At 57.5% G+C, this 21,909-nt stretch carries 23 protein-coding genes; 13 read left to right on the top strand and 10 right to left on the bottom strand.

Going from position 1 to position 21,909, the window contains the following annotated elements:
• The first annotated feature begins 23 nt into the window (after nt 1-23).
• The 5 genes from endA to ruvX all read left to right on the top strand — a co-directional run bounded on the left by endA (nt 24) and on the right by ruvX (nt 3,589).
• Nucleotides 24-731 carry a deoxyribonuclease I gene (endA, locus tag DW56_RS06840; RefSeq protein WP_024551332.1) on the top strand — a complete coding sequence of 236 codons (708 nt, stop codon included), beginning with the start codon at nt 24-26 and terminating at the stop codon, nt 729-731.
• 74 nt (nt 732-805) lie between these two features.
• Nucleotides 806-1,537 carry a 16S rRNA (uracil(1498)-N(3))-methyltransferase gene (gene rsmE / locus DW56_RS06835; RefSeq protein ID WP_024551333.1) on the top strand — a complete coding sequence of 244 codons (732 nt, stop codon included), beginning with the start codon at nt 806-808 and terminating at the stop codon, nt 1,535-1,537.
• Between the two features lie 12 nt (nt 1,538-1,549).
• The gene (gshB, locus tag DW56_RS06830; protein ID WP_024551334.1) at nt 1,550-2,497 is read left to right on the top strand and encodes a glutathione synthase; all 948 of its coding nucleotides are present in this window, start codon (nt 1,550-1,552) and stop codon (nt 2,495-2,497) included.
• Between the two features lie 112 nt (nt 2,498-2,609).
• Nucleotides 2,610-3,173 (top strand): YqgE/AlgH family protein, encoded by a 564-nt coding sequence (locus DW56_RS06825; protein ID WP_024551335.1) that lies wholly within the window; start codon nt 2,610-2,612, stop codon nt 3,171-3,173.
• Nucleotides 3,173-3,589: a Holliday junction resolvase RuvX gene (gene ruvX, locus DW56_RS06820; protein ID WP_024551336.1), complete on the top strand. Its 417-nt coding sequence runs from the start codon at nt 3,173-3,175 to the stop codon at nt 3,587-3,589. The genes DW56_RS06825 and ruvX overlap by 1 nt, the downstream gene beginning before the upstream one ends.
• A 169-nt stretch (nt 3,590-3,758) precedes the next feature.
• On the opposite strand, the gene DW56_RS06815 is transcribed toward ruvX, so the two are convergent.
• Entirely contained in the window at nt 3,759-4,451 is a 693-nt protein-coding gene (locus DW56_RS06815) for an IclR family transcriptional regulator (protein WP_024551337.1), read from the bottom strand.
• A 55-nt stretch (nt 4,452-4,506) separates the two neighbouring features.
• Here DW56_RS06815 and DW56_RS06810 point away from each other — a divergent pair, with 55 nt between their 5' ends.
• Nucleotides 4,507-6,765, top strand: a complete 2,259-nt coding sequence (locus DW56_RS06810) for an FAD-dependent oxidoreductase (RefSeq protein ID WP_029589751.1) — start codon at nt 4,507-4,509, stop codon at nt 6,763-6,765.
• Here DW56_RS06810 and DW56_RS06805 read toward each other — a convergent pair whose 3' ends face one another.
• A complete protein-coding gene (locus DW56_RS06805) occupies nt 6,766-7,779 on the bottom strand; it encodes a type IV pilus twitching motility protein PilT (protein WP_024551339.1) in 1,014 nt (337 codons plus the stop codon).
• 17 nt (nt 7,780-7,796) lie between these two features.
• Here DW56_RS06805 and DW56_RS06800 point away from each other — a divergent pair, with 17 nt between their 5' ends.
• The 5 genes from DW56_RS06800 to hemW are packed head-to-tail and all read left to right on the top strand — an operon-like array spanning nt 7,797 to nt 11,105.
• Complete coding sequence (locus DW56_RS06800; protein ID WP_024551340.1) at nt 7,797-8,510, top strand: YggS family pyridoxal phosphate-dependent enzyme; 714 nt, start codon at nt 7,797-7,799, stop codon at nt 8,508-8,510.
• A gap of 15 nt (nt 8,511-8,525) precedes the next feature.
• Nucleotides 8,526-9,080, top strand: a complete 555-nt coding sequence (locus DW56_RS06795; RefSeq protein WP_024551341.1) for a YggT family protein — start codon at nt 8,526-8,528, stop codon at nt 9,078-9,080.
• Complete coding sequence (yggU, locus tag DW56_RS06790) at nt 9,077-9,367, top strand: DUF167 family protein YggU (protein ID WP_024551342.1); 291 nt, start codon at nt 9,077-9,079, stop codon at nt 9,365-9,367. The genes DW56_RS06795 and yggU overlap by 4 nt, the downstream gene beginning before the upstream one ends.
• Before the next feature lie 15 nt (nt 9,368-9,382).
• The gene (locus tag DW56_RS06785) at nt 9,383-9,976 is read left to right on the top strand and encodes an XTP/dITP diphosphatase (RefSeq protein WP_024551343.1); all 594 of its coding nucleotides are present in this window, start codon (nt 9,383-9,385) and stop codon (nt 9,974-9,976) included.
• A complete protein-coding gene (hemW, locus tag DW56_RS06780) occupies nt 9,969-11,105 on the top strand; it encodes a radical SAM family heme chaperone HemW (RefSeq protein WP_024551344.1) in 1,137 nt (378 codons plus the stop codon). Before DW56_RS06785 ends, hemW begins: the two co-directional genes overlap by 8 nt.
• A 78-nt stretch (nt 11,106-11,183) precedes the next feature.
• Here the strand turns inward: hemW and ftsP are convergent, their stop codons facing one another.
• The 3 genes from ftsP to parC form a co-directional block, all read right to left on the bottom strand.
• Nucleotides 11,184-12,596 carry a cell division protein FtsP gene (gene ftsP, locus DW56_RS06775; RefSeq protein ID WP_024551345.1) on the bottom strand — a complete coding sequence of 471 codons (1,413 nt, stop codon included), beginning with the start codon at nt 12,594-12,596 and terminating at the stop codon, nt 11,184-11,186.
• Between the two features lie 80 nt (nt 12,597-12,676).
• Nucleotides 12,677-13,414: a 1-acylglycerol-3-phosphate O-acyltransferase gene (locus tag DW56_RS06770; protein ID WP_024551346.1), complete on the bottom strand. Its 738-nt coding sequence runs from the start codon at nt 13,412-13,414 to the stop codon at nt 12,677-12,679.
• 295 nt (nt 13,415-13,709) lie between these two features.
• On the bottom strand, nt 13,710-15,980 hold the full coding sequence (parC, locus tag DW56_RS06765; protein ID WP_024551347.1) for a DNA topoisomerase IV subunit A: 2,271 nt from the start codon (nt 15,978-15,980) through the stop codon (nt 13,710-13,712).
• Between the two features lie 343 nt (nt 15,981-16,323).
• Here parC and DW56_RS06760 point away from each other — a divergent pair, with 343 nt between their 5' ends.
• Both DW56_RS06760 and DW56_RS06755 read left to right on the top strand, forming a co-directional pair.
• Nucleotides 16,324-16,905, top strand: a complete 582-nt coding sequence (locus DW56_RS06760; protein WP_024551348.1) for an NAD(P)H-dependent oxidoreductase — start codon at nt 16,324-16,326, stop codon at nt 16,903-16,905.
• A 31-nt stretch (nt 16,906-16,936) separates the two neighbouring features.
• Entirely contained in the window at nt 16,937-17,254 is a 318-nt protein-coding gene (locus tag DW56_RS06755) for a putative quinol monooxygenase (protein ID WP_024551349.1), read from the top strand.
• Between the two features lie 71 nt (nt 17,255-17,325).
• Here the strand turns inward: DW56_RS06755 and parE are convergent, their stop codons facing one another.
• From parE to nudF, 5 genes are read right to left on the bottom strand one after another with little or no spacing between them, the layout of a single operon-like run.
• On the bottom strand, nt 17,326-19,218 hold the full coding sequence (gene parE, locus DW56_RS06750; protein WP_024551350.1) for a DNA topoisomerase IV subunit B: 1,893 nt from the start codon (nt 19,216-19,218) through the stop codon (nt 17,326-17,328).
• Nucleotides 19,219-19,260: 42 nt separating this feature from the next.
• A complete protein-coding gene (yqiA, locus tag DW56_RS06745; RefSeq protein ID WP_024551351.1) occupies nt 19,261-19,836 on the bottom strand; it encodes an esterase YqiA in 576 nt (191 codons plus the stop codon).
• Nucleotides 19,836-20,663, bottom strand: coding sequence for a 3',5'-cyclic-AMP phosphodiesterase (gene cpdA / locus DW56_RS06740; RefSeq protein WP_029589750.1), 828 nt, complete (start codon nt 20,661-20,663; stop codon nt 19,836-19,838). Before cpdA ends, yqiA begins: the two co-directional genes overlap by 1 nt.
• Before the next feature lie 24 nt (nt 20,664-20,687).
• Nucleotides 20,688-21,110: a DUF1249 family protein gene (locus DW56_RS06735; RefSeq protein ID WP_024551353.1), complete on the bottom strand. Its 423-nt coding sequence runs from the start codon at nt 21,108-21,110 to the stop codon at nt 20,688-20,690.
• A 2-nt stretch (nt 21,111-21,112) separates the two neighbouring features.
• The gene (nudF, locus tag DW56_RS06730) at nt 21,113-21,745 is read right to left on the bottom strand and encodes an ADP-ribose diphosphatase (RefSeq protein WP_024551354.1); all 633 of its coding nucleotides are present in this window, start codon (nt 21,743-21,745) and stop codon (nt 21,113-21,115) included.
• Nucleotides 21,746-21,909: the final 164 nt, after the last annotated feature.

Below are 21,909 nucleotides of genomic sequence, written 5' to 3'. Positions count from 1 at the left end.
CACTTGTCACATGGAGTTGGAAGATGTCTCGCAAAATTTCGCTTACGGTGGCGCTAAGCGCCGCTCTGCTTTCCAGTGGTACGTTTGCCGCAGGTATTCATAGTTTCTCTCAGGCTAAAGCCGCCAGCGTGAAAGTGAACGCTGACGTACCGGGCGATTTCTACTGCGGTTGCAAAATTACCTGGCAGGGAAAAAAGGGGATCCCGGATCTGGAGTCTTGCGGCTACAAAGTGCGTAAAAATGAAAACCGCGCTTCGCGTATCGAGTGGGAGCATGTGGTACCCGCCTGGCAATTCGGCCATCAGCGCCAGTGCTGGCAGGATGGCGGCCGTAAAAACTGCGATAAAGACCCGATCTACCGCCAGATGGAAATCGACCTGCATAACCTGCAACCTGCGGTGGGCGAAGTGAACGGCGATCGCGGTAATTTCCTCTACAACCAGTGGAAAGGCGGCGAAGGCCAGTACGGGCAGTGCGAAATGAAGGTCGACTTCAAAGACAAATCCGCAGAGCCGCCTGCCCGCGCCCGCGGCGCCATCGCCCGCACCTATTTCTATATGCGCGACCAGTACAAGCTTTCGCTTTCTCGCCAGCAGACGCAGCTGTTTGAAGCCTGGAACAAGCTCTATCCGGTGACGGCATGGGAATGCACCCGCGACGAGCGTATCGCTCGCGTGCAGGGCAATCACAACCCGTATGTTCAGCAGGCTTGCCAGGCACAAAACCGCTAACCTACACTAGCGAACATTGTTTATTGCGCGCGCCGCCAGAAGCCGGGCGCGCCCTTGCTGGCAGAAAAAGACCTATGCGAATTCCCCGCATTTATCATCCCGAACCCATTACCCCAGGCCAGGAGCTGACTCTTAGCGAAGACGCCGCCAACCATGTAGGCCGCGTGTTGCGCATGGGGGCCGGGCAGGCATTACACTTATTCGACGGCAGCAATCAGCTTTTCGACGCCGAAATTGTCCACGCAGATAAAAAAAGCGTGCGCGTGAACGTGCTTAAAGGCGAAATAGCGGACCGTGAATCGCCGTTGCACCTTCATCTGGGCCAGGTGATGTCGCGCGGCGAAAAAATGGAATTTACCATCCAGAAATCAATAGAACTGGGCGTGAATGTCATTACGCCGCTGTTTTCTGAGCGCTGCGGCGTTAAGCTTGATGCCGAACGGCTAAGTAAAAAAATTCAGCAGTGGCAAAAAATCGCCATTGCGGCCTGCGAGCAGTGCGGCCGCAACCGCGTGCCGGAGATTCGCCCTGCCATGGATCTTGAAGCCTGGTGCGCGCAGCAGGATGAAGGGCTGAAACTTAATCTTCATCCCCGCGCCGAGCACAGCATCAACACGCTGCCGCTGCCGGTTGAGCGCGTGCGGCTGCTGATTGGCCCGGAAGGCGGCCTGTCGGCGGATGAAATCGCCATGACGGCGCGCTACCATTTTACTGATATTCTGTTGGGACCTCGCGTTCTGCGCACTGAGACTACCGCGCTCACCGCCATCACCGCGCTACAGGTGCGTTTTGGCGATCTGGGCTAAAGGAGAAAGAGAATGATTAAGCTCGGCATCGTGATGGACCCCATCGCAACCATCAACATTAAAAAAGACACCAGCTTCGCTATGCTGCTGGAAGCGCAGCGCCGTGGGTATGAGCTGCACTATATGGAGATGGCGGACCTTTACCTGATTAACGGCGAAGCGCGCGCCCGCACCCGCCGCGTCAGCGTGGAGCAGAACTACGACAAGTGGTATGAATTCGGCGCTGAGCAAGATATTGAACTGGCAGAGCTCGACGTTATCCTGATGCGCAAAGACCCGCCGTTTGATACCGAATTTATTTACGCAACCTACATTCTTGAGCGCGCCGAAGAAAAAGGCACGCTTATCGTTAACAAGCCGCAGAGCCTGCGCGACTGCAACGAAAAACTCTTCACCGCCTGGTTCCCGGATCTCACCCCGGAAACGCTGGTGACCCGCAATAAAGCGCAGTTAAAAGCGTTCTGGCAAAAACATGGCGATATCATCCTCAAACCGCTGGATGGCATGGGCGGCACCTCTATCTTCCGCGTAAAAGAGGGCGATCCGAACCTTTCGGTTATTGCCGAAACCCTGACGCTGCTTGGCAGCCGCTACTGCATGGCGCAAAACTATCTGCCGGCGATTGTCGATGGAGATAAGCGCGTGCTGGTGGTGGACGGCGAACCGGTGCCTTACTGCCTGGCGCGTATTCCCCAGGGCGGCGAAACGCGTGGCAACCTGGCCGCAGGCGGCCGTGGCGAACCACGCCCGCTGAGCGAGAGCGACTGGGCTATCGCCCGCCGCGTAGCGCCGACGCTTAAAGAGAAAGGGCTGATTTTCGTTGGGCTGGATATCATCGGCGATCGCCTGACGGAAATTAACGTCACCAGCCCCACCTGCGTGCGTGAAATTGAAGCGGAATTCCCCATCTCCATCACCGGCATGCTGATGGACGCCATTGAGAAACGCCTGGCAAAATAATCTTTACGGCGGGCGCAAGCCCGCCTTTTCCTCCCACCTGGTGACAGCCCGCCACTTTGCCCGCATACTTGGCCTTGTCGCTTTTTCAACCAGGACTACAGAACCTTTGACAATGAATTTACAGCATCACTTTCTGATTGCCATGCCGGCGTTGCAGGACCCGCTCTTCCGGCGTTCCGTGGTTTACATCTGCGAATATAACGACGAAGGCGCCATGGGGATCGTTATCAACAAGCCGCTGGAGAACCTGCAAGTCGAAGGGGTTTTGCAAAAGCTTAAGATCAACCCGGAACCGCGCGACCCGGCTATTCGCCTGGACAAGCCGGTATTTCTCGGCGGGCCGCTGGCGGAAGACCGCGGTTTTATCCTGCATACGCCGCCGGATAAATTTGCTTCCAGCATCCGCATTTCCGATAACACCATCATCACGACTTCACGTGACGTGCTGGAAACCATGGGCACTGCGGAGCAGCCTTCTGACATCATCGTGGCGCTGGGCTACTCCTCATGGGAAAAAGGTCAACTGGAGCAGGAATTGCTGGAAAACGCCTGGCTTACTGCGCCTGCGGATCTCAATATCCTTTTCCGCACCCCGATTGCCGACCGCTGGCGCGAAGCGGCGAAACTCATCGGTATTGATATCCACACTATGCCCGGCGTGGCGGGGCATGCCTGATGAGCGGAACATTACTGGCCTTTGACTTCGGCACCCGCAGCATCGGCGTGGCGGTAGGCCAACGCATTACCGGCACCGCCCGTCCGCTTACGGCGCTAAAAGCGCAAAACGGCACGCCAGACTGGTCGCTTATCGAAAAGCTTCTGAAAGAGTGGCAGCCGGAAAAAGTTATCGTCGGGCTGCCGCTGAATATGGATGGCACCGAACAGCCGCTTACGGCCCGCGCCCGCAATTTTGCTAATCGCATCCATGGACGTTTTGGCGTAGCGATGGCGCTGCATGACGAAAGGCTCAGCACCGTAGAAGCGCGCTCAGGGCTTTTTTCCCGCGGCGGCTTTCGCGCGCTGGACAAAGGCAGCGTGGATTCCGCTTCCGCCGTCGTTATTCTGGAAAGTTACTTCGAGCAGCATCCCTGACCCGCACTCTCTTTTGTCCGTGGCGCGGCTACCCGCCCCGCCCGTTTCTCTTCGAGCCACTTCACATTTCCCGGCGGCGTTTTGCCAAAATCTTTGTGTTTCTATAAAAGAGACACAATAGTAAAGCGAATTAACACCGGATACGCCCGTCAGCGCAAGCAAAGAGCGATCAGGCAGCGTTGAGCAGCAGCGCCGCCAGTTCGTGTAACTGGCGAAGGCGAGCGTCGATTTCCGCTTCGGAAATATTCCACATGCCTGCCAGCGCAAGCGAGGCGTTATGCATATCCAGCGGCTTCGCCATGGAGATCTCGCCATCATCGTGACGCCAGACGACATGTCCTTGCTCACGCTGCTGCGCCAGATGGGGAGCCAGCGCCGCCCACTGTTCAGGCGTGAAGCGAGGCGCCAGCGCTTCGTCGCTTTCCGAAGCCAGCAGCGACATGCCGATAACCGATTGCCAGGCGGGGAGCATGCGAAATCCGGCCAGCGCCTGGCCCGGCGGCGAGCCTGGCGAGGCGTGGTAGATGTAAGTAACCTGGTCCTCCCACAGTACCCCGAGCGCCACCACAATTTCTTTTGGGGCGTGACGCTCAAGCTGCGGCAGCGCCTGCGAGAAAAGCGCAGATCCCCGGATAGCCTGCGCGGCAAGCGCATGAATGCCGGGCCCGGGAAGATAGCGCCGCTGCTCATCCTGCATGGTGAGGCCGATGGACGCCATGGTCATCAGAAGGCGGTTAACGCGCGTGGTGTTGATGTTCATCAGGCGCGCCAGTTCGCGACAGCCAATGGCGCGGTCGCTGGAGACCAGATATTGCAGGCAACGGATGCCGTCGATCAGGCTTTGATTGGGTTGTGATGACATAGCAGCCTTAGGTTGCGTGAATTGAGTCGTGCTCTTTAAGAAGGATACAAACATTATGCAGATCTTTCACCAAAGCGCCGCCCGGGCTTTTCCGCAAGAGCAACTTCATGCTGACTTGCTGGTGGCAGGCGGCGGGCTTTCCGGTCTCTGCGCGGCCCTCGCGGCTGCACGCGAAGGGTTGCAGGTCGTGCTGGTTCAGGACCGTCCCGTGCTCGGCGGTAATGCCTCAAGCGAGGTGCGGCTGTGGGCCAACGGCGCCACGTCGCATATGGGCAATAATAACCGCTGGGCGCGCGAAGGCGGCATTATGGGCGAAATTCTTGAAGAAAACCTGTATCGCAATAAAGAAGGCAACCCGGTTATGTTTGACCTGGTGCTGCTGGATATGGCGCAACGGGAGCCAGGACTTACGCTTTTACTCAACACCGCGCTGTTTGAGGTTTCCACAGACGGTCAGCGTATTACCAGCGTAAAAGGTTTTAACGCCATTAATGAAACCTTTTATCTCATTACGGCAGAGCAGTTTTGCGACGCTACCGGCGACGGCGTACTCGGCTACCTTGCCGGTGCGGAATACCGCGTCGGGGCGGAAGCCATTGAAGAGCTTGGCGAAAAAATGGCGCCGGGCGAACACTTCGGCCACAAGCTCGGCCATTCGATCTATTTCTACACCAAACGAACAGAAGGCCCGGTGCGCTTTACGCCGCCCTCCTTCGCCCTGCGCGAAATAACAGCCATCCCGCGCTACACGCGCCTGACTTCCACCCTCAACGGCTGCGACCTCTGGTGGCTGGAATGGGGCGGCAGGCTGGATACAGTGCACGACAGCGAAGCCATCAAGTGGGAGCTTTGGAAGATTGTCTGGGGCGTCTGGGATTACATTAAAAATTCAGGCAACTTCCCGGACGCGGAGAACATGACCATCGAATGGGTCGGCGCGATTCCCGGCAAGCGTGAAAGCCGCCGCTTTATGGGCGAACACCTGCTCTGCCAGCAGGATATTATTGAGCAGCGCGACCATTACGACGCCGTCGCCTACGGCGGCTGGTCTATCGACCTGCACCCGGCAGACGGCGTTTACAGCATGCACGACGGTTGCCGCCAGTTTCACAGCAAGGGGACTTATACCATTCCTTTGCGCTGCCTCTACAGCCGTTCGCTGGACAACCTGTTTTTAACCGGGCGGCTGATTTCGGCGTCTCACGTCGCCTTCGGCAGCGCGCGGGTCATGTGCACCTGCGGTCTGCTGGGTGAAGTGGTTGGCCGCGCCGCCGCACTTTGCCGCCAACACCAGTTTACCCCGCGCGAGCTGGCGCAGCGTGAAAACGTCCCGCTTTTGCAACAGCATTTGCAAGCCGTTGGCTGTTACCTCCCCCGGCATCGGCTTAATGATCCAACGCGCGGCGCTACCGTCTGCGCCAGTAGCGAGTACAGCTTTTCAGACCTGCCTGCCAGCGGCGAATGGCTGGGGCTGCATGCCCGCATGGCCCTGTTAGCGCCGCTAAAAGCGGGTGAGCCGCTTCCCTCTTTAACCTTCACGCTGCGCGCAACTACCCCGCAGCGCCTCAGGGTCAGCCTGTTAACCAGCGAAAAACCCGGTAATTACACGCCTGAGAAGATACTGTCTGAGCGCGAACTTTCCGTCGCTCAGACAGGCGATCACACCCTGCATTTTGATTATGCCGCCCCGCATGACCAGTACTTGTTTATCGTCTTTGACCGTAACGAAGAGGTTGAGATCGCGCTAACCGATATCGACCTGCCGGGCATCATAACGGTGTTTAACAGCCAGAACTCCCGTGTAGCGAAGCACGCCAGCCAGATTGTCAATGGCGACTTTGGCGTGGAGGCGTTCGACTTCTGGCTGCCGCGCCGCCGTCCGCATAACCTGTTGCCCGCGCTGCGCCTGGGCTCGCCGCTGCGTTGTTATCAGGCGGAGAACTTGCTGAATGGCCGCCTGCGCCCGGAGCAGCATTTCAACGGCTGGGCGCCTAGCCCTGAAGATCAACAGCCGACCATGGTCTGGCGCTGGGCGCAGCCGCAGCTTATTAACGCCCTCACGCTGGTGTTCGACAACGATTTCGACAACGCGATGGAAACCGTACAAATGGGCCATCACTTTGCTGTTAATCCGCACTGCGTTACGCGCTACCGGCTCTGGATTGATGAAACGCTGGCGGCAGACGTTACCGAAAACCACCAGTCAGTGAATGAACACAGGTTTAGCAAGCCGCGGCAGGCCTCTGAAATCAAACTGGAGATACTCGCTACCGCTGGCGCGTTGCCCGTGCTTTATTCGCTTAACGTGCGCTAGCTAACCCCATTTCGCCGTTTGCGGCGGCACGGCGGCGATTTTACCCTCGTCGATACGTGCCGCCAGGCTGTGCGCAAAGCTCTGCATCCCCTGCTGCCTGCCGGTGTCGAGTTGCCCGGGCAACTGATGGCTTTTGCCTTCGCGAATCAGGTTCGCCACCGCCGTGGTATTGATAAGTAGCTCGTACAGCGCCACGCGGCCGCCATCGCGCGCGTCTACCAGCTTTTGCGCCAGCACCGCCCGCAGGCTGCCGGCGAGTTGGCTGCGTACGCAGGTTTTCTCTTCAGCCGGAAAGACATCCACCAGCCGCTCCACAGCCTGCGCCGCGCCCCGCGTATGCAGCGTCGCCAGCACAAGGTGGCCCGTTTCGGCCGCGCTCAGGGCGAGGCGAATGGTTTCGCTATCCCGCAGCTCGCCCAGCAGGATGACATCCGGGTCTTCGCGCAGCGCGCCGCGCAAACCGTCGTTAAAGCTTCGGCAGTGAATGCCCACTTCCCGCTGCTGGATAAGAGAGCGTGCGCTGGCATGCTGAAACTCAACCGGATCTTCCAGCGTAAGGATATGCCCTTCCAGCGTCTGGTTGAGGTAATCGACCATTGCCGCCAGCGTGGTGGATTTGCCGCTGCCCGTTGCGCCCGTCACCAGAATCAGGCCGTCCGGCGACCGCAGCAGCCCGGTTAGCGCTGCTGGCGGATCAAGCGCCGATAATTGCGGGCAGCGCGTTGGCAACAGGCGCAACGCGAGCGAAAGCCCCTGCTGCTGGCGGAATGCATTTACGCGCAGCCGCGCGCCGCCTGGCAGCGTAATGGCGAAATCCAGCTGTCCGTTGAAGGCAAGCTCGCTGCGCTGGGTTTCATTAAGCCAGTTGTTGAGCAGCGCTTCAGGAACGGGCGCGGCGTGAGGGGCTGGCTCCAGCCTGCCGCATCGTCGCCATCGCGCAGGCAACGCGCTGCACAGGTGTAGATCCGAAACGTTATGCTTTACACTAAGCGCCACCAGTTCATCCATATCCATACCGCTTCCCGATAATCATGAGTGAGATAGAACGCAACTTAGCGCAAGTGCAGCAGAAGATCTCAGCGGCGGCCCAACGCTGCGGCAGGTCTTCAGAAGAAGTTACATTGCTTGCAGTAAGCAAAACCAAACCTGCGAGCGCCATCGCAGAAGCTATCGCCGCCGGACAGCGCGCCTTTGGGGAGAATTACGTGCAGGAGGGAGTGGAGAAGATCCTTCACTTTCGCCAGAGCAGCGTTGAGGGGTTGCAGTGGCACTTTATCGGCCCGTTGCAGTCCAACAAAAGCCGTCTGGTGGCCGAACATTTCGACTGGTGCCATACCGTTGATCGGTTACGCATCGCCAGCCGCCTGAGCGACCAGCGCCCTGAACATATGGCGCCGCTTAACGTGCTGATCCAAATAAACATTAGCGATGAGCAGAGCAAATCCGGCATTGCCCTGGGCGAGCTGGACGCGCTGGCGGAGCAGGTAGCGCAACTGCCGGGCGTTCGCCTGCGGGGGTTAATGGCCATTCCTGCGCCTGAACCTGACTACGCGCGCCAGTTTGCCGTCGCAAGCCAAATGGCGGTAGCATTTAGCGGGCTTAAGCGCCGTTATCCGACTGTCGATACTTTATCTCTGGGCATGACCGACGACATGGAGGCCGCGATAGCGGCAGGCAGCACCATGGTGCGCATTGGAACCGCCATTTTCGGCGCGCGGGATTACACGCGCCGTACTGAACAATAACTACTGAGGAACGCCATGCTGACGTTGACTTTTCTGGTCAAAACCCTGATTGAGCTGTACGTGATGGTACTGCTGCTGCGCATCTGGATGCAGTGGTCGCGCTGCGATTTTTATAATCCGTTCGCGCAGTTTATTGTAAAGGTAACGCAGCCGGTGATTGGGCCGCTGCGCCGCATTATTCCCTCCCTTGGGCCGATTGATACCGCCTCGCTGCTGGTGGCGTTTATTCTGACCACGCTAAAATACCCGCTGCTGCTGCTTATCCAGGCGGGCGTGCTGTCGCTGGATCCTATGAACCTGCTGGTTGGCGCGCTCTCTTTGTTAAAATCCGCAGGAACGCTGGTTTTTTGGGTCATTATCATCCGTTCGCTGATGAGCTGGGTCAGCCAGGGCCGCAGCCCTGTTGAATATGTGCTGATGCAAATGACCGAGCCGATGATGGCGCCGATTCGCCGCGTTATCCCGGCGATGGGCGGCATTGATTTCTCGGCGATGGGCGTAATTATTATCCTGTATCTCCTGAACTACCTCGGCATGGATCTCTTCCCGGGGCTGTGGTATTTGCTGTGAGCGCAGTCAGCCACAGCGCGGACGGGCTGGTTTTACGGTTATACATTCAGCCGAAAGCCAGCCGGGACGCCATCGTGGGCGAGCATGGCGACGAACTGAAAGTCGCCATCACCGCCCCGCCAGTGGATGGTCAGGCCAATGCGCACCTGCTGAAATTTCTGGCAAAGCAGTTTCGCGTCGCCAAAAGCCAGGTCATCATTGAAAAAGGCGAGCTGGGCCGCCATAAGCAAGTCAGAATCATTAATCCGCAAAACATCCCGGCGCAAGTCGCGGCGATAACCGATTAATCACAGGATTTCACTATGCAAAAAGTTGTTCTCGCTACCGGCAACGCCGGTAAGGTGCGCGAGCTGGCCTCGCTGCTGCAAGACTTTGGGCTGGAGGTAGTAGCGCAGACCGAGCTTGGGGTCGATTCCGCTGAAGAAACCGGCCTGACCTTTATTGAGAATGCCATCCTGAAAGCGCGGCACGCGGCGCAGGTTACCGGTCTGCCGGCGATTGCCGATGACTCCGGGCTGGCGGTAGAAATTCTGGGCGGCGCGCCGGGCATTTACTCTGCGCGCTATGCAGGCGTTGACGCCACCGACCAGCAGAACCTTGAAAAACTGCTGGCGGCGCTTGAAGAGGTGCCGGAAGGCAAGCGCCAGGCGCACTTTCACTGCGTGCTGGTTTATATGCGCCACGCCGAAGACCCAACGCCGCTGGTGTGCCATGGCAGTTGGCAAGGCGTGATTACCCGCGCCCCGGCTGGCGAAGGCGGCTTTGGTTATGACCCGATATTCTTTGTCCCTTCTGCGGGCAAAACCGCGGCGGAACTGACGCGGGAAGAGAAAAGCGCTATCTCCCATCGTGGGCAGGCGCTGAAACTGTTACTGGAAGCAATGCGTAATGGCTAATTTGCCACCCTTAAGTCTCTATATTCATATTCCCTGGTGCGTGCAGAAATGCCCTTACTGCGACTTTAATTCGCACGCGCTGAAAGGCGAGGTGCCGCACGACGACTACGTGCAGCACCTTCTGACCGATCTTGATAACGACGCGCCTTATGCCCAGGGGCGCGAGGTGAAAACGATATTTATCGGCGGCGGCACGCCAAGCCTGCTTTCAGGCGCCGCGATGCAACAGTTGCTTGATGGCGTGCGTGCGCGCCTGAATCTGGCTGCCGATGCGGAAATCACCATGGAAGCTAACCCAGGCACCGTGGAAGCAGACCGCTTCGTTGAATACCAGCGCGCCGGGGTTAACCGTATTTCCATTGGCGTGCAAAGCTTCAGCGAGCCGAAGCTTACGCGTCTTGGCCGTATTCACGGGCCGCAAGAGGCGAAGCGCGCCGCGAACCTGGCAGCCGGCTTAGGGCTTCGCAGTTTTAACCTCGATTTGATGCACGGCCTGCCGGACCAGTCGCTGGAAGAGGCGCTGGACGACCTGCGTCAGGCCATCGCCCTTAATCCTCCTCACCTGTCGTGGTATCAGCTGACCATTGAGCCGAATACGCTGTTTGGCTCTCGCCCGCCTACGCTGCCGGATGACGACGCGCTGTGGGATATCTTCGAGCAGGGCCATAAGCTGTTGACCGCTGCGGGATATCAGCAATATGAAACGTCGGCCTATGCGAAACCGGGTTTTCAGTGTCAGCACAATCTGAACTACTGGCGGTTTGGCGATTACCTCGGTATCGGCTGCGGCGCGCATGGCAAGGTCACATTCCCGGACGGGCGTATTCTGCGCACCGCGAAAACGCGCCACCCGCGCGGCTATATGCAAGGCAAATACCTTGATCGCCAGCATGAGGTGGAAGCGGCGGACAAACCGTTCGAGTTCTTTATGAACCGTTTTCGTTTGCTGGAAGCGGCGCCGCGCGCGGAATTCGCGCTTTATACCGGCTTAGATGAAAGCGTGATTCGCCCGCAAATAGAACACGCTATCGCGCTTGATTACCTGACAGAAACGCCGCAGAGCTGGCAAATTACCGACCACGGTAAGCTGTTCCTTAATTCGCTGCTGGAGCTGTTCCTGGCGGAATAAGCGTAAGCGAGCGGCGATAAAAGCATGCCGTCAGCCATAAAAAAAGCCGCTCATCAGCGGCTTTTTTGTCGTTGTCGCTCATGGCGAGGGGTTCACCAGCAGTTGCCCCACCGAGCCACGGTCTGCCATTTCCAGCGTCTGGCTGCGGTACAGGAACGGGAAATGGCTCCAGGAAGGCTGGCCGAACCAGACCAGCAACTCCACCTGGCCATCCACCCAGACGGTATCCTTCCAGCCGCGATCCTCCGGGAAGGGCGCTGCGCCGTTAACGTTGCGCACCAGGAAGCTCACCCCTTCGATATGGAAAGATTGCGGCATCTCCGCACGTACCGTCCAGCGCTCCCACGTGCCCTGTTGGGCCTGAACGTCAATACGTTTCATATCCCAAAGCTGGCCGTTGATGCCAGGGTCGTCGCCCAGGTTAATTGTGCGGTTATTTACCGGGGTGCCGTTTATGATTTCATCGGGCAGCAACCGCATCGGCAGATTATCGGTCACCAGCGGCAGCAGCCCGGTTGGCCGCAGCGTCAGCACCAGCGTGGAGATCAGTATGCGCGAAGGTTCGAAGAACCCACGGATCCTGTCCACAATCGACGCCGCTTCGCCGCAGGTAATAGACACTTCATCGCCGTTGGTCATATCGACCAGCACTTCGCGCCGCTCGCCAGGCGCCAGCGACAGCTGCTTGACTGATACAGGCGCGGGCAGAAATCCCTGATCGCCTGCGATAACGTGCAGCGGCCGGCCGTCGCTCATTTGCAGCTGGTAACGTCGGGCGTTAGAAGCGTTCAACAGGCGCAGACGCACCCAGCCGCGTGAAACTTCCACATAAGGACTTTGCGCGCCGTTCACCAGCAGCGTATCGCCAAGAAAGCCGCCGCTCCCCGGCTCGCTGTACTCAGGCGAACCGAAGTTATCCAGCCGCTTGTCCTGAATGATCACGGGAAAGTCGTCCACGCCGTAGTGGTTCGGCACGGGTAAGGATTTACTGACGTCATCTTCCACCAGCCACATGCCCGCCAGGCCGTTATAAACCTGCTGCGCGCTGCGGTTCGGCGTATCAGCGTGATACCAGAGCGTAGCGGCAGACTGGCGAACAGGCAGCACTGGCGCCCAGTCTGCGCTGGGACTCATCATTCTCGCCGCCCCGCCAATCAGCGGCCCTGGCACCTGTAGCCCGCTTATCGTCATGGCGACATTTTCCTGCAAGCGGTTGCTGTAAATCATCTTAACGTCGTCGCCGTTCCAGACGCGTATGGTTGGCCCCATATAGCGCCCGTTGAAGCCCCACACCTGCGCGCGGGTGCCGGCAGCAAAAGACCAGTGCGCGCGTTGCAGCGTTAAGAAGAGCGGCTGACCGCGCCGGGACTCGAGCAGCGGGGGCACAGGCAGCGCCGGTTGCTGTCCTGCCGCGCTGGCCTTCAGCGGTACCGCGCCTGCGCAGAGGGCTATACCCGATGCCTGAATAAATTGACGCCGGCTGAATGACATACTTGCTCCATGAATAAAGTCTGACGACCGGCGTTGCGCGCCTGTCGGAAGGGGCCGCCTGGCCCCACTACGGTTGCGGATTATCGCTTACCCGCGGCTTCGCGCTCGGCCACTTCTTTATTCAGCTCGTCAATTTTCGCTTCCATGAGCTGACGACAGTGCGCGGCCAGGTCGCGAACCTGATCTTTGCTCCAGGCGCTGGTATCGATGGGCGGCAGCATTTCGACAATCACCAGCCCGTTATTCCAGCGGTTAAGGTTAATTTTATTGCTGGTGTTAGAGACGCAGACCGGCACAATCGGCACGCCTGCGGCGATAGCGGCGTGGAACGCGCCCGTTTTAAAGGGCAGCAGCCCGCGGCCCCGGCTGCGCGTCCCTTCCGGGAACATCCAGACGGAAATATTACGCTTGCGGATCTGCGACACAACGGTCGCAATGGTCGTATGGGCTTTGGCGCGGTTATCGCGATCGATCAGGATGTTGCCGGTAAGCCAGTAGAGCTGGCCGAAAAACGGGATCCAGACCAGGCTTTTTTTGCCAACGGTAACGGTAGGCGGCTGGACGATATTTGCGGCCGTCACCATATCGTAGTTGTTCTGGTGGTTGCCAATGTAGATGGCATTGCCATATTTTTCCGCGCCTTCTGGCTTGCGGGTTTCCACCTTCAGACCGAAAACGGGCGCGAGACGGCCGAACAAATGGCCAAAAGTTGCAACATGACGAGGATTACGTGGACTAAACAGGCACCAGATGGAGCCAAGAATGCATACAACAATGCAATAAAGCACAACAATAATCAGACGAACAATATATAGCATAACTACCTCTGAAGCCGCAGCCGCTGGTCAGTATACCCGAATCGTTCGGGGCATGGTCAGGCGCCGCTGTCGGCTCATCATGTTGAGGATCCCAAAACAGTTATTTTTATGCGCAACGCGCTAACAAACAATGGGTTCGATGGGAAAAGTTTACGCAGAGCCGGTCAGGCCACGCCAGGTCAGTGCCGGGTTAAGCTTCGCCTCTCGCCCGCCCCCTCCCGCAAGGGAGAGGGCCGTGGTGGCCGGGTTCATCTCTGGCGCTTTGCTCCAACACCTTCTGTTTAAAAAGCCCGGCTTACTCTTCGCTGTCGCCCACTGTAGGGCGCGCCGGAGAGTCAATCTCTACGCGGTCGATGCGCTGCAAGCCGCGCATCAGCGTACCGCGACGCCCGCGCTCGCCATGCACTTTTTGCAGCTCCTCGGGGCGAAGCTTAATTTTGCGCTTGCCTACATGCAGCGTCACGGTGCTTTGCGGCGGCAGGATGTTGAGATAAGCGAGCTTATCTTCGCCTTTCGCCGCTTCTGCCGAAGGAATGGAGATGATTTTGTTGCCTTTGCCTTTAGAAAGCTGCGGCAGATCGGCAACCGGAAACATCAGCATGCGCCCCGCCTGAGTAATAGCCAGCAGCATATCGTCGTCGTGGTGGATCTCCAGCGGCGGCAGCACGCTGGCGTTTTCCGGCAGCGTGATAAGCGCTTTGCCCACGCGGTTACGGGCTATCAGATCGTTAAAGGTACAGACGAAGCCGTAGCCCGCGTCGGAAGCCATTAACAGCTTCTGCTCTTCCGGCGCCATCAGCATATGTTCAACAACGGCGCCCGGCGGCAGCGTCAACTTGCCGGTGATGGGCTCGCCTTGTCCGCGCGCGGAAGGCAGCGTTATCGGGTCAAGCGCATAGCTGCGGCCGGTGGAGTCGACAAACACAACCGGCTGGTTCGTCTTGCCTTTGGCGGACGCTTTCCAGCTGTCCCCCGCTTTATAGCTAAGCCCTGGCGCGTCGATATCGTGGCCTTTAGCGCTGCGCACCCAACCCATTTGCGAAAGCACGATGGTTACCGGCTCGGACGGCAGCATATCGTGCTCGCTCATCGCCTTCGCCTCTTCGCGCTCATTGAGCGGCGAACGGCGATCGTCGCCGTAGGCATCGGCATCCGCCTGGATCTCTTTTTTCAGCAGCGTGTTCATCTTGCGCTCGGAAGCGAGGATGCCCTGGATCTGGTCGCGCTCTTTTTCAAGGTCGCTCTGCTCGCCGCGAATTTTCATCTCTTCAAGCTTAGCGAGATGACGCAGTTTCAGTTCGAGAATGGCTTCCGCCTGGGTTTCGCTAATGCCGAAACGGCTGACCAGCACCGGCTTCGGCTCATCTTCGCTGCGGATAATATGGATAACTTCGTCGATATTAAGAAACGCAACCAGCAAACCTTCCAGGATATGCAGGCGCTTGAGGACTTTCTCCAGACGATAATTAAGACGACGGCGCACCGTATCGCGACGGAAAGCCAGCCATTCGGTGAGGATCTCCAGCAGGTTTTTCACCGACGGGCGACCATCAAGCCCAATCATATTGAGGTTGATGCGATAGCTTTTCTCCAGGTCCGTCGTGGCGAAGAGGTGGTTCATCACCTGCTCCATATCCACGCGGTTGGAGCGCGGCACAATCACCAGACGGGTCGGGTTTTCGTGATCGGATTCATCGCGCAGGTCATCGACCATCGGCAGCTTTTTCGCGCGCATCTGGTTTGCTATTTGTTCCAGTACGCGCGCGCCGGAAACCTGGTGCGGCAGCGCGCTAATAACCACTGCGCCATCTTCTTTTTTCCAGACGGCGCGCATACGCACGGAGCCGCGGCCGCTCTGGTAAATCTTACGGATTTCGTCGCGCGGGGTGATGATTTCCGCCTCGGTCGGGTAATCCGGCCCCTGCACGATATCAAGCAGGTTTTCAAGCGTGCTTTTCGGGTTCTCAATCAGGCTGATGGCCGCTTTGGCGACTTCGCGCAGGTTGTGCGGCGGAATATCGGTCGCCATGCCTACCGCGATGCCGGTGGTGCCGTTCAGCAAAATATTCGGCAGGCGAGCCGGCAACATTTTCGGCTCCTGCAACGTCCCGTCGAAGTTAGGGATCCAGTCCACTGTTCCCTGGCCTAACTCGCCCAGCAGCACTTCGGCATATTTCGACAGGCGCGATTCGGTATAACGCATCGCCGCGAAGGATTTCGGATCGTCCGGCGCCCCCCAGTTCCCTTGGCCATCGACCAGCGGGTAACGGTAAGAGAAAGGCTGCGCCATCAATACCATCGCTTCGTAACAGGCGCTGTCGCCGTGCGGGTGATATTTACCCAGTACGTCGCCCACGGTACGCGCCGACTTTTTAAATTTCGCGCTGGCGTTTAACCCCAGTTCCGACATCGCATAGACAATACGGCGCTGAACAGGCTTAAGCCCGTCGCCGATAAACGGCAGCGCGCGGTCCATGATGACGTACATGGAGTAGTTGAGATAGGCGTTTTCCGTAAACTCATGCAGCGCGAGGCGCTCTGCACCGTCGTGAGTCATATCGCTCATTAATTCTTTTCCTCAGACCGTGGTGTAGCTTTACACGCGTCAATGCCTGCCCGCCGGGCAGATCTTTGCCCGCGATAGTACCTTATCCGCAGGCGTGCTGTCACAGTATTGTATATACGATCAGGCTTTTCTGCCGGGTGGGCGTGCGTCAATTTATCGTTGCGTAGTTGCCGTCAGTATAGTGCCTTTACCGCGTTGTTCATCGTGGGAACTTGCTGGTTATCTTTCTGCTTTCGCTTTGATTATTGCTTTTTAAGCAAAAGTCTTTGCTCAATTTGCTCATTTTGCCGCGCCGCCTGCTGCGGTAAAATTAATGCCAAACGTAATAGTTAGAGGATAAATAATGAGCAACGTACTTATCATCAATGGCGCGAAAAAATTCGCTCACTCCAATGGCCAGCTTAACGACACCCTGACCGAGGTCGCGGAAGGTTTTCTGCGCGACGCCGGGCATGATGTTCAGGTGACTCGCGCCGACAGCGATTATGACGTTAAAGCCGAAGTACAGAAGTACCTCTGGGCCGACGTGATTATTTACCAGATGCCGGGCTGGTGGATGGGCGCGCCGTGGACCGTTAAGAAATACATTGACGATGTTTTCACCGAAGGCCACGGCTCGCTGTACGCAAGCGATGGCCGCACCCGCTCAGACGCATCCAAAAAATATGGCTCCGGCGGCCTGCTACAGGGCAAAAAATATATGCTGTCGCTGACCTGGAACGCGCCGCTGGAAGCGTTTGACGACAAAGAGCAGTTCTTTCACGGCGTAGGCGTGGACGGCGTTTATCTGCCGTTTCATAAGGCTAATGAATTTATCGGCCTGAGCGGTCTGCCGACCTTTATCGCTAACGACGTCATCAAAATGCCGGACGTGCCGCGCTATGTTGCAGAATATCGCGAGCATCTGGCGAAAATTTTTGCTTAACTGAAAGGCGGTTTTACAAAAGGAGTTAACCATGCTGACAGTGATTGCAGAAATTCGTACCCGCCCTGGCGCGCATCATCGCCAGGCGGTGCTGGACGCCTTTCGGAAAATTATCCCGACGGTGCTGGCGGAAGAAGGTTGCCACGGCTACGCGCCGCTTATCGATCACGCCGCAGGCGTAGATTTCCAGACCAGCGCGCCAGACTCCATCGTGATGCTGGAGAAATGGGAAAGCGTGCAGCATTTGCAGGCGCACCTGCAAACGGCGCACATGAAATCCTGGAGCGAAGCGGTAAAAGGCGATGTACTTGATACGCATATTCGCATTCTGGAAGAAGGCGTGAAGTAAGCGGCTTAGCGCTAAAAAAAGAAAGGCGATGAGAACCATCGCCTTTTTTATTGCCTGCCGGAGCGGGACCGTTATACCTCGATATCCGCGAGGTCGCCCTTTTCCTGCAACCAGTTGCGCCGATCTTCAGAACGCTTCTTGGCGAGCAACATATCCATCACCGCCTGCGTACGTTCGTCGTCGCCATCGCTGATGGTTAACTGCACCAGGCGACGGGTGTTCGGATCCAGCGTGGTTTCACGAAGCTGCATCGGGTTCATCTCGCCGAGCCCCTTGAAGCGCTGCACGTTCGGTTTGCCCTTCTTGCGCTTAAGCTGCTCCAGCACGCCGGCCTTTTCTTCTTCGTCCAGCGCGTAATAGACCTCTTTACCCAGATCGATACGGTAAAGCGGCGGCATAGCGACATAAACGTGTCCGCCTTTCACCAGCGAGCGGAAATGCTTCACGAACAGCGCGCAAAGCAGCGTGGCGATGTGCAGCCCGTCGGAGTCCGCATCCGCCAGGATACAGATCTTACCGTAGCGCAGCTGGGTCAGGTCTTCACTGTCGGGGTCAATGCCGATAGCCACGGAGATGTCATGCACCTCCTGCGACGCCAGCACCTCATCGGAGGAGACTTCCCAGGTATTCAGGATCTTGCCCTTGAGCGGCATGATAGCCTGATATTCGCGGTCGCGGGCTTGTTTGGCGGAACCGCCTGCCGAATCCCCTTCCACCAGGAAAAGCTCGGTACGCGCCAGATCCTGCGCGGTGCAGTCGGCAAGCTTGCCAGGCAGCGCCGGGCCGCTGGTGAGCTTTTTGCGCACCACTTTTTTGGCCGCGCGCAGACGACGCTGGGCGCTGGAAATTGCCATTTCCGCCAGCATTTCCGCCGCCTGCACGTTCTGATTCAGCCACAGCGAGAACGCATCTTTCACCACGCCTGAGACAAACGCCGCGCACTGGCGGGACGAGAGACGTTCTTTGGTCTGACCGGCAAACTGCGGATCCTGCATTTTCACCGAAAGCACATAGGCGCAGCGATCCCAGATATCTTCAGCGGAAAGCTTCACGCCGCGCGGCAAAATATTGCGGTATTCGCAAAATTCGCGCATCGCGTCCAGCAGCCCCTGGCGCAGGCCATTTACATGCGTGCCGCCCTGCATCGTGGGGATCAGGTTAACGTAGCTTTCCGTAAGCAGCTCGCCGCCTTCCGGCAGCCAGAGCAGCGCCCAGTCCACAGCCTCGGTATCACCCGAGAAATTGCCGATGAACGGTTTTTCCGGCAGCGTGATCAGGCCATTAACCGCCTCAGTGAGGTAGTCGTTCAGGCCATCCTGGTAACACCAGCGCTGCTCGGTATTATTAACTTCATCTTTGAACGTGATTTCCACGCCCGGGCACAGCACCGCTTTGGCTTTCAGCAAGTGAGTAAGGCGCGATACGGAAAAACGCGGGCTGTCGAAGAACTTCTCGTCCGGCCAGAAATGAACGCTGGTACCGGTGTTGCGCTTGCCGCAGGTGCCGACCACGCTCAGATCTTTCACCTTTTCGCCGTTGGCGAAAGCGATGTTGTAAACCTGCCCGTCGCGGCGCACGTTCACTTCGACCCGGGTCGACAGCGCGTTGACCACCGAGATCCCCACGCCGTGCAGGCCGCCGGAGAACTGGTAGTTTTTGTTGGAAAATTTGCCGCCTGCGTGCAAACGGCAGAGGATCAGTTCAACAGCCGGAACGCCCTCTTCAGGGTGGATGTCCACCGGCATGCCGCGCCCATCGTCGATAACTTCGAGCGACTGATCGGCGTGCAGGATAACGTCCACGCGCTTCGCGTGCCCGGCCAGCGCTTCGTCCACGCTGTTATCAATTACTTCCTGGCCCAGATGGTTGGGCCGGGTGGTATCGGTGTACATCCCCGGACGACGGCGAACCGGCTCAAGCCCGGTGAGTACCTCGATGGCATCGGCATTATAGGATTGCGTCATGATTTAATCGTCAGATAACAAAACGGAATCGATACTCCAGGCTTAGCGCAGCCCGAGGAAATCGACAATCTGGGTGAAATAATCTTCGAAGCCTACAAAAGCGTGGTTACCGCCGGTCTCCACCGTCTGGCGGCAGGAGGCGTAATACGCCACCGCCTGGCGATAATCCAGCACTTCGTCGCCTGTTTGCTGCAACAGCCAGATGAGATCCGGCGCTTCCAGCGGGTCTATCTGCATGACTTTAAGATCGTAAATGTGGCGAGACTCTAACACATATTGCTGCCCGGTGTAGGGGTTCTCATTGGCGCCTAAAAAATCAATGAGTAATTCATAAGGGCGTACCGCCGGATTCACCACGACGGCAGGCAGCATAAAACATTGCGAAAGCCAGGTCGCGTAATAACCGCCAAGCGAAGAACCCACCACGCCAAGCGCGTCGCCGCCATGCTCCATCACCAGCGATTCAAGCAGCTCCGCGGCCTCGGCCGGGTAAGCCGGCAACTGCGGCACAACCATCTCAATTTCAGGATGATGTTGCGCAAGCCAGCGTTGCAGGCTGGTGGCTTTGGCGGAGCGCGGCGAACTGTTGAAGCCGTGCAAATAGAGAAGCGTCGGCATCAGTAGCCTTCTGAGGCGATATCCGGGCGAAACTGCGCGCTGGTCAGGCGACACACTTCCGTGGTCAGCGTGCCGTCCGGGTGCAGTTCAAGCCAGCGCCAGCCAGGCGCGATAGTATCCAACGTGAAGTTGGCGCAGTGGGGCTTAAACTGCACGCAAGTGGAAGGCGTGGCGAGTATACGCCGCCCGTTCCAGTCCAGATCGAGCTCCTGATGGATATGGCCGCACAGCAAGTTTGTTACCCGAGGGAAACGGCTCAGCACTTCATCCAGCGCCGGCGCGTTGCGCAGGCTGTGCTGATCGAGCCAGCTACAACCCGCAGGCAAAGGGTGATGATGCAACAGCAGCAACGTATGACGATGGGGCGATTCGCTAAGCTTACGTTCCAGCCACTCCAGTTGATACTCGCTAAGTTCACCATGAGGTACGCCAAACACCTGGCTGTCGAGCAGCACTATTTGCCATTTATCGCCTGCCGTCACCTGTTTTGCTGGAGAGATACCCGCTTCCTGTAGCGCGCTGTACATAGCGGGCTGAAAATCATGGTTGCCGGGCAGCCAGACGCAGGGCGCGGCCATCGACGCGATGCCTGAAGCGAAGTGCTGGTAGGCCTCGGGCGAGTGATCCTGCGCCAGGTCGCCGGTTGCGACAATCAAATCGCACGGACGCTGCTGTTCATGGATAGCCGCCAGTACCGCCTGATAGCTTTCCCAGGTTTTAATGCCGAGCAGCGTTTCTTCTTTTCCGGCAAACAGGTGGGTATCGGTTATTTGCAAAATCCTGATGCTGGCGTCGCCATCAACAGGAAGGTTTAACAGGCTTTCCAAATGGTGTCCTTAGGTTTCACGATGCTAACAAACCGGAATCGCCATCGCTCCATGCGCTAAACAATAGCGCAACCAGTCAGCAAGAAACTGGTTAATTTGATGCTTTTCATCGCGCTGATGCAACTTTTTATTCGGATAATCATAGCGCGCTTTAAAACGAAATATCTGCTGGCTCGAACACACTTCCGCCACCATCGCGTCATGGTAAAGCCGAACGGACATCGACGGCAGGCTCCAGTAACTGACCTTCGGCGCAGTCTGTTCTATTTCCACAAGGGTAGTGTAACGGGTAGATTCCAGGATAGTTAATCGGTATTGCGCGCTATTGACCTGATAGCTCACGGTTTCGCCCACCTCGTCGTTGCGTGGCAGCAGGCGGCGCAGCTGAGCGAAGTTGGTTTCGCACAGGCGCATCATTTCTGGGAAGTCAGGCGTATAGCGCTTCATTTTCAGGTGTTCCACTCTTGTCTCAATGCTTCATGATGTAATTGCAGCCATTGCAATGCGATGACCGAGGCTGCGTTATCGATTTTCCCCTCTTCAACCCACAGGTATGCCTGCTCCCGACTTACCACATGAACCCGAATATCTTCGTTTTCATCAGCCAGACCGTGAATCCCTTTCGCGGTCGTGGCGTCCACTTCGCCTGCCATTAAAGAAAGGCGCTCGCTGGTGCCCCCCGGGCTTGCCAGATAACTCATGAATTTTTTAACCCGGCCGACGGACAGCCCGGCTTCTTCCATCGCTTCGCGGCGGGCGACCTCTTCAACCGTTTCGCCAGGCTCAATCATGCCTGCCACCAGCTCCAGTAACCACGGCGTTTCGCTGGTGTCGTAGGCGGCGATACGAATCTGTTCGATAAGCACTACCTCGTCGCGCACCGGGTCAAAGGGTAGCAGTACTGCGGCATGACCGCGCTCAAAAATTTCACGCTTGATTTCGCCACTCATTTCGCCGTTGAAAAGGCGGTGACGAAAGCGGTAAAGATCCAGTGAAAAAAAGCCGCGATAGAGCGTTTCTCGTGCAATAATTTCTACATCGTTTTTGGCGAACGTAACGGCTGATTTGGCGGGTTTACTCATGATGTTTTCCACTCCTTTATAGTGGCGAATCTGGTAATTTCAAGCCACTTTACCTGCTGCTGGTGCGGGTATGTGGTAGATTGATGAAATTTAAAGGCAGATGGCACGTTACGCCAAGCCGCACGGCAGGCTGACTCTGTTAGAATCGGCGATCATTTTTCGAC

Source organism: Franconibacter helveticus LMG 23732 (genome assembly GCF_000463115.2).
GTDB lineage: Bacteria > Pseudomonadota > Gammaproteobacteria > Enterobacterales > Enterobacteriaceae > Franconibacter > Franconibacter helveticus.
This window is presented reverse-complemented; position numbering and strand designations above follow the sequence as displayed.

Excerpts from the sequence above, each read along its gene's own strand:
- endA (WP_024551332.1), top strand. The coding sequence starts at position 24 with ATGTCTCGCAAAATTTCGCTTACGGTGGCGCTAAGCGCCGCTCTGCTT.
- rsmE (WP_024551333.1), top strand. The coding sequence starts at position 806 with ATGCGAATTCCCCGCATTTATCATCCCGAACCCATTACCCCAGGCCAG.
- gshB (WP_024551334.1), top strand. The coding sequence starts at position 1,550 with ATGATTAAGCTCGGCATCGTGATGGACCCCATCGCAACCATCAACATT.
- DW56_RS06825 (WP_024551335.1), top strand. The coding sequence starts at position 2,610 with ATGAATTTACAGCATCACTTTCTGATTGCCATGCCGGCGTTGCAGGAC.
- ruvX (WP_024551336.1), top strand. The coding sequence starts at position 3,173 with ATGAGCGGAACATTACTGGCCTTTGACTTCGGCACCCGCAGCATCGGC.
- DW56_RS06815 (WP_024551337.1), bottom strand. The coding sequence starts at position 4,451 with ATGTCATCACAACCCAATCAAAGCCTGATCGACGGCATCCGTTGCCTG.
- DW56_RS06810 (WP_029589751.1), top strand. The coding sequence starts at position 4,507 with ATGCAGATCTTTCACCAAAGCGCCGCCCGGGCTTTTCCGCAAGAGCAA.
- DW56_RS06805 (WP_024551339.1), bottom strand. The coding sequence starts at position 7,779 with ATGGATATGGATGAACTGGTGGCGCTTAGTGTAAAGCATAACGTTTCG.
- DW56_RS06800 (WP_024551340.1), top strand. The coding sequence starts at position 7,797 with ATGAGTGAGATAGAACGCAACTTAGCGCAAGTGCAGCAGAAGATCTCA.
- DW56_RS06795 (WP_024551341.1), top strand. The coding sequence starts at position 8,526 with ATGCTGACGTTGACTTTTCTGGTCAAAACCCTGATTGAGCTGTACGTG.
- DW56_RS06785 (WP_024551343.1), top strand. The coding sequence starts at position 9,383 with ATGCAAAAAGTTGTTCTCGCTACCGGCAACGCCGGTAAGGTGCGCGAG.
- hemW (WP_024551344.1), top strand. The coding sequence starts at position 9,969 with ATGGCTAATTTGCCACCCTTAAGTCTCTATATTCATATTCCCTGGTGC.
- ftsP (WP_024551345.1), bottom strand. The coding sequence starts at position 12,596 with ATGTCATTCAGCCGGCGTCAATTTATTCAGGCATCGGGTATAGCCCTC.
- DW56_RS06770 (WP_024551346.1), bottom strand. The coding sequence starts at position 13,414 with ATGCTATATATTGTTCGTCTGATTATTGTTGTGCTTTATTGCATTGTT.
- parC (WP_024551347.1), bottom strand. The coding sequence starts at position 15,980 with ATGAGCGATATGACTCACGACGGTGCAGAGCGCCTCGCGCTGCATGAG.
- DW56_RS06760 (WP_024551348.1), top strand. The coding sequence starts at position 16,324 with ATGAGCAACGTACTTATCATCAATGGCGCGAAAAAATTCGCTCACTCC.
- DW56_RS06755 (WP_024551349.1), top strand. The coding sequence starts at position 16,937 with ATGCTGACAGTGATTGCAGAAATTCGTACCCGCCCTGGCGCGCATCAT.
- parE (WP_024551350.1), bottom strand. The coding sequence starts at position 19,218 with ATGACGCAATCCTATAATGCCGATGCCATCGAGGTACTCACCGGGCTT.
- yqiA (WP_024551351.1), bottom strand. The coding sequence starts at position 19,836 with ATGCCGACGCTTCTCTATTTGCACGGCTTCAACAGTTCGCCGCGCTCC.
- DW56_RS06735 (WP_024551353.1), bottom strand. The coding sequence starts at position 21,110 with ATGAAGCGCTATACGCCTGACTTCCCAGAAATGATGCGCCTGTGCGAA.
- nudF (WP_024551354.1), bottom strand. The coding sequence starts at position 21,745 with ATGAGTAAACCCGCCAAATCAGCCGTTACGTTCGCCAAAAACGATGTA.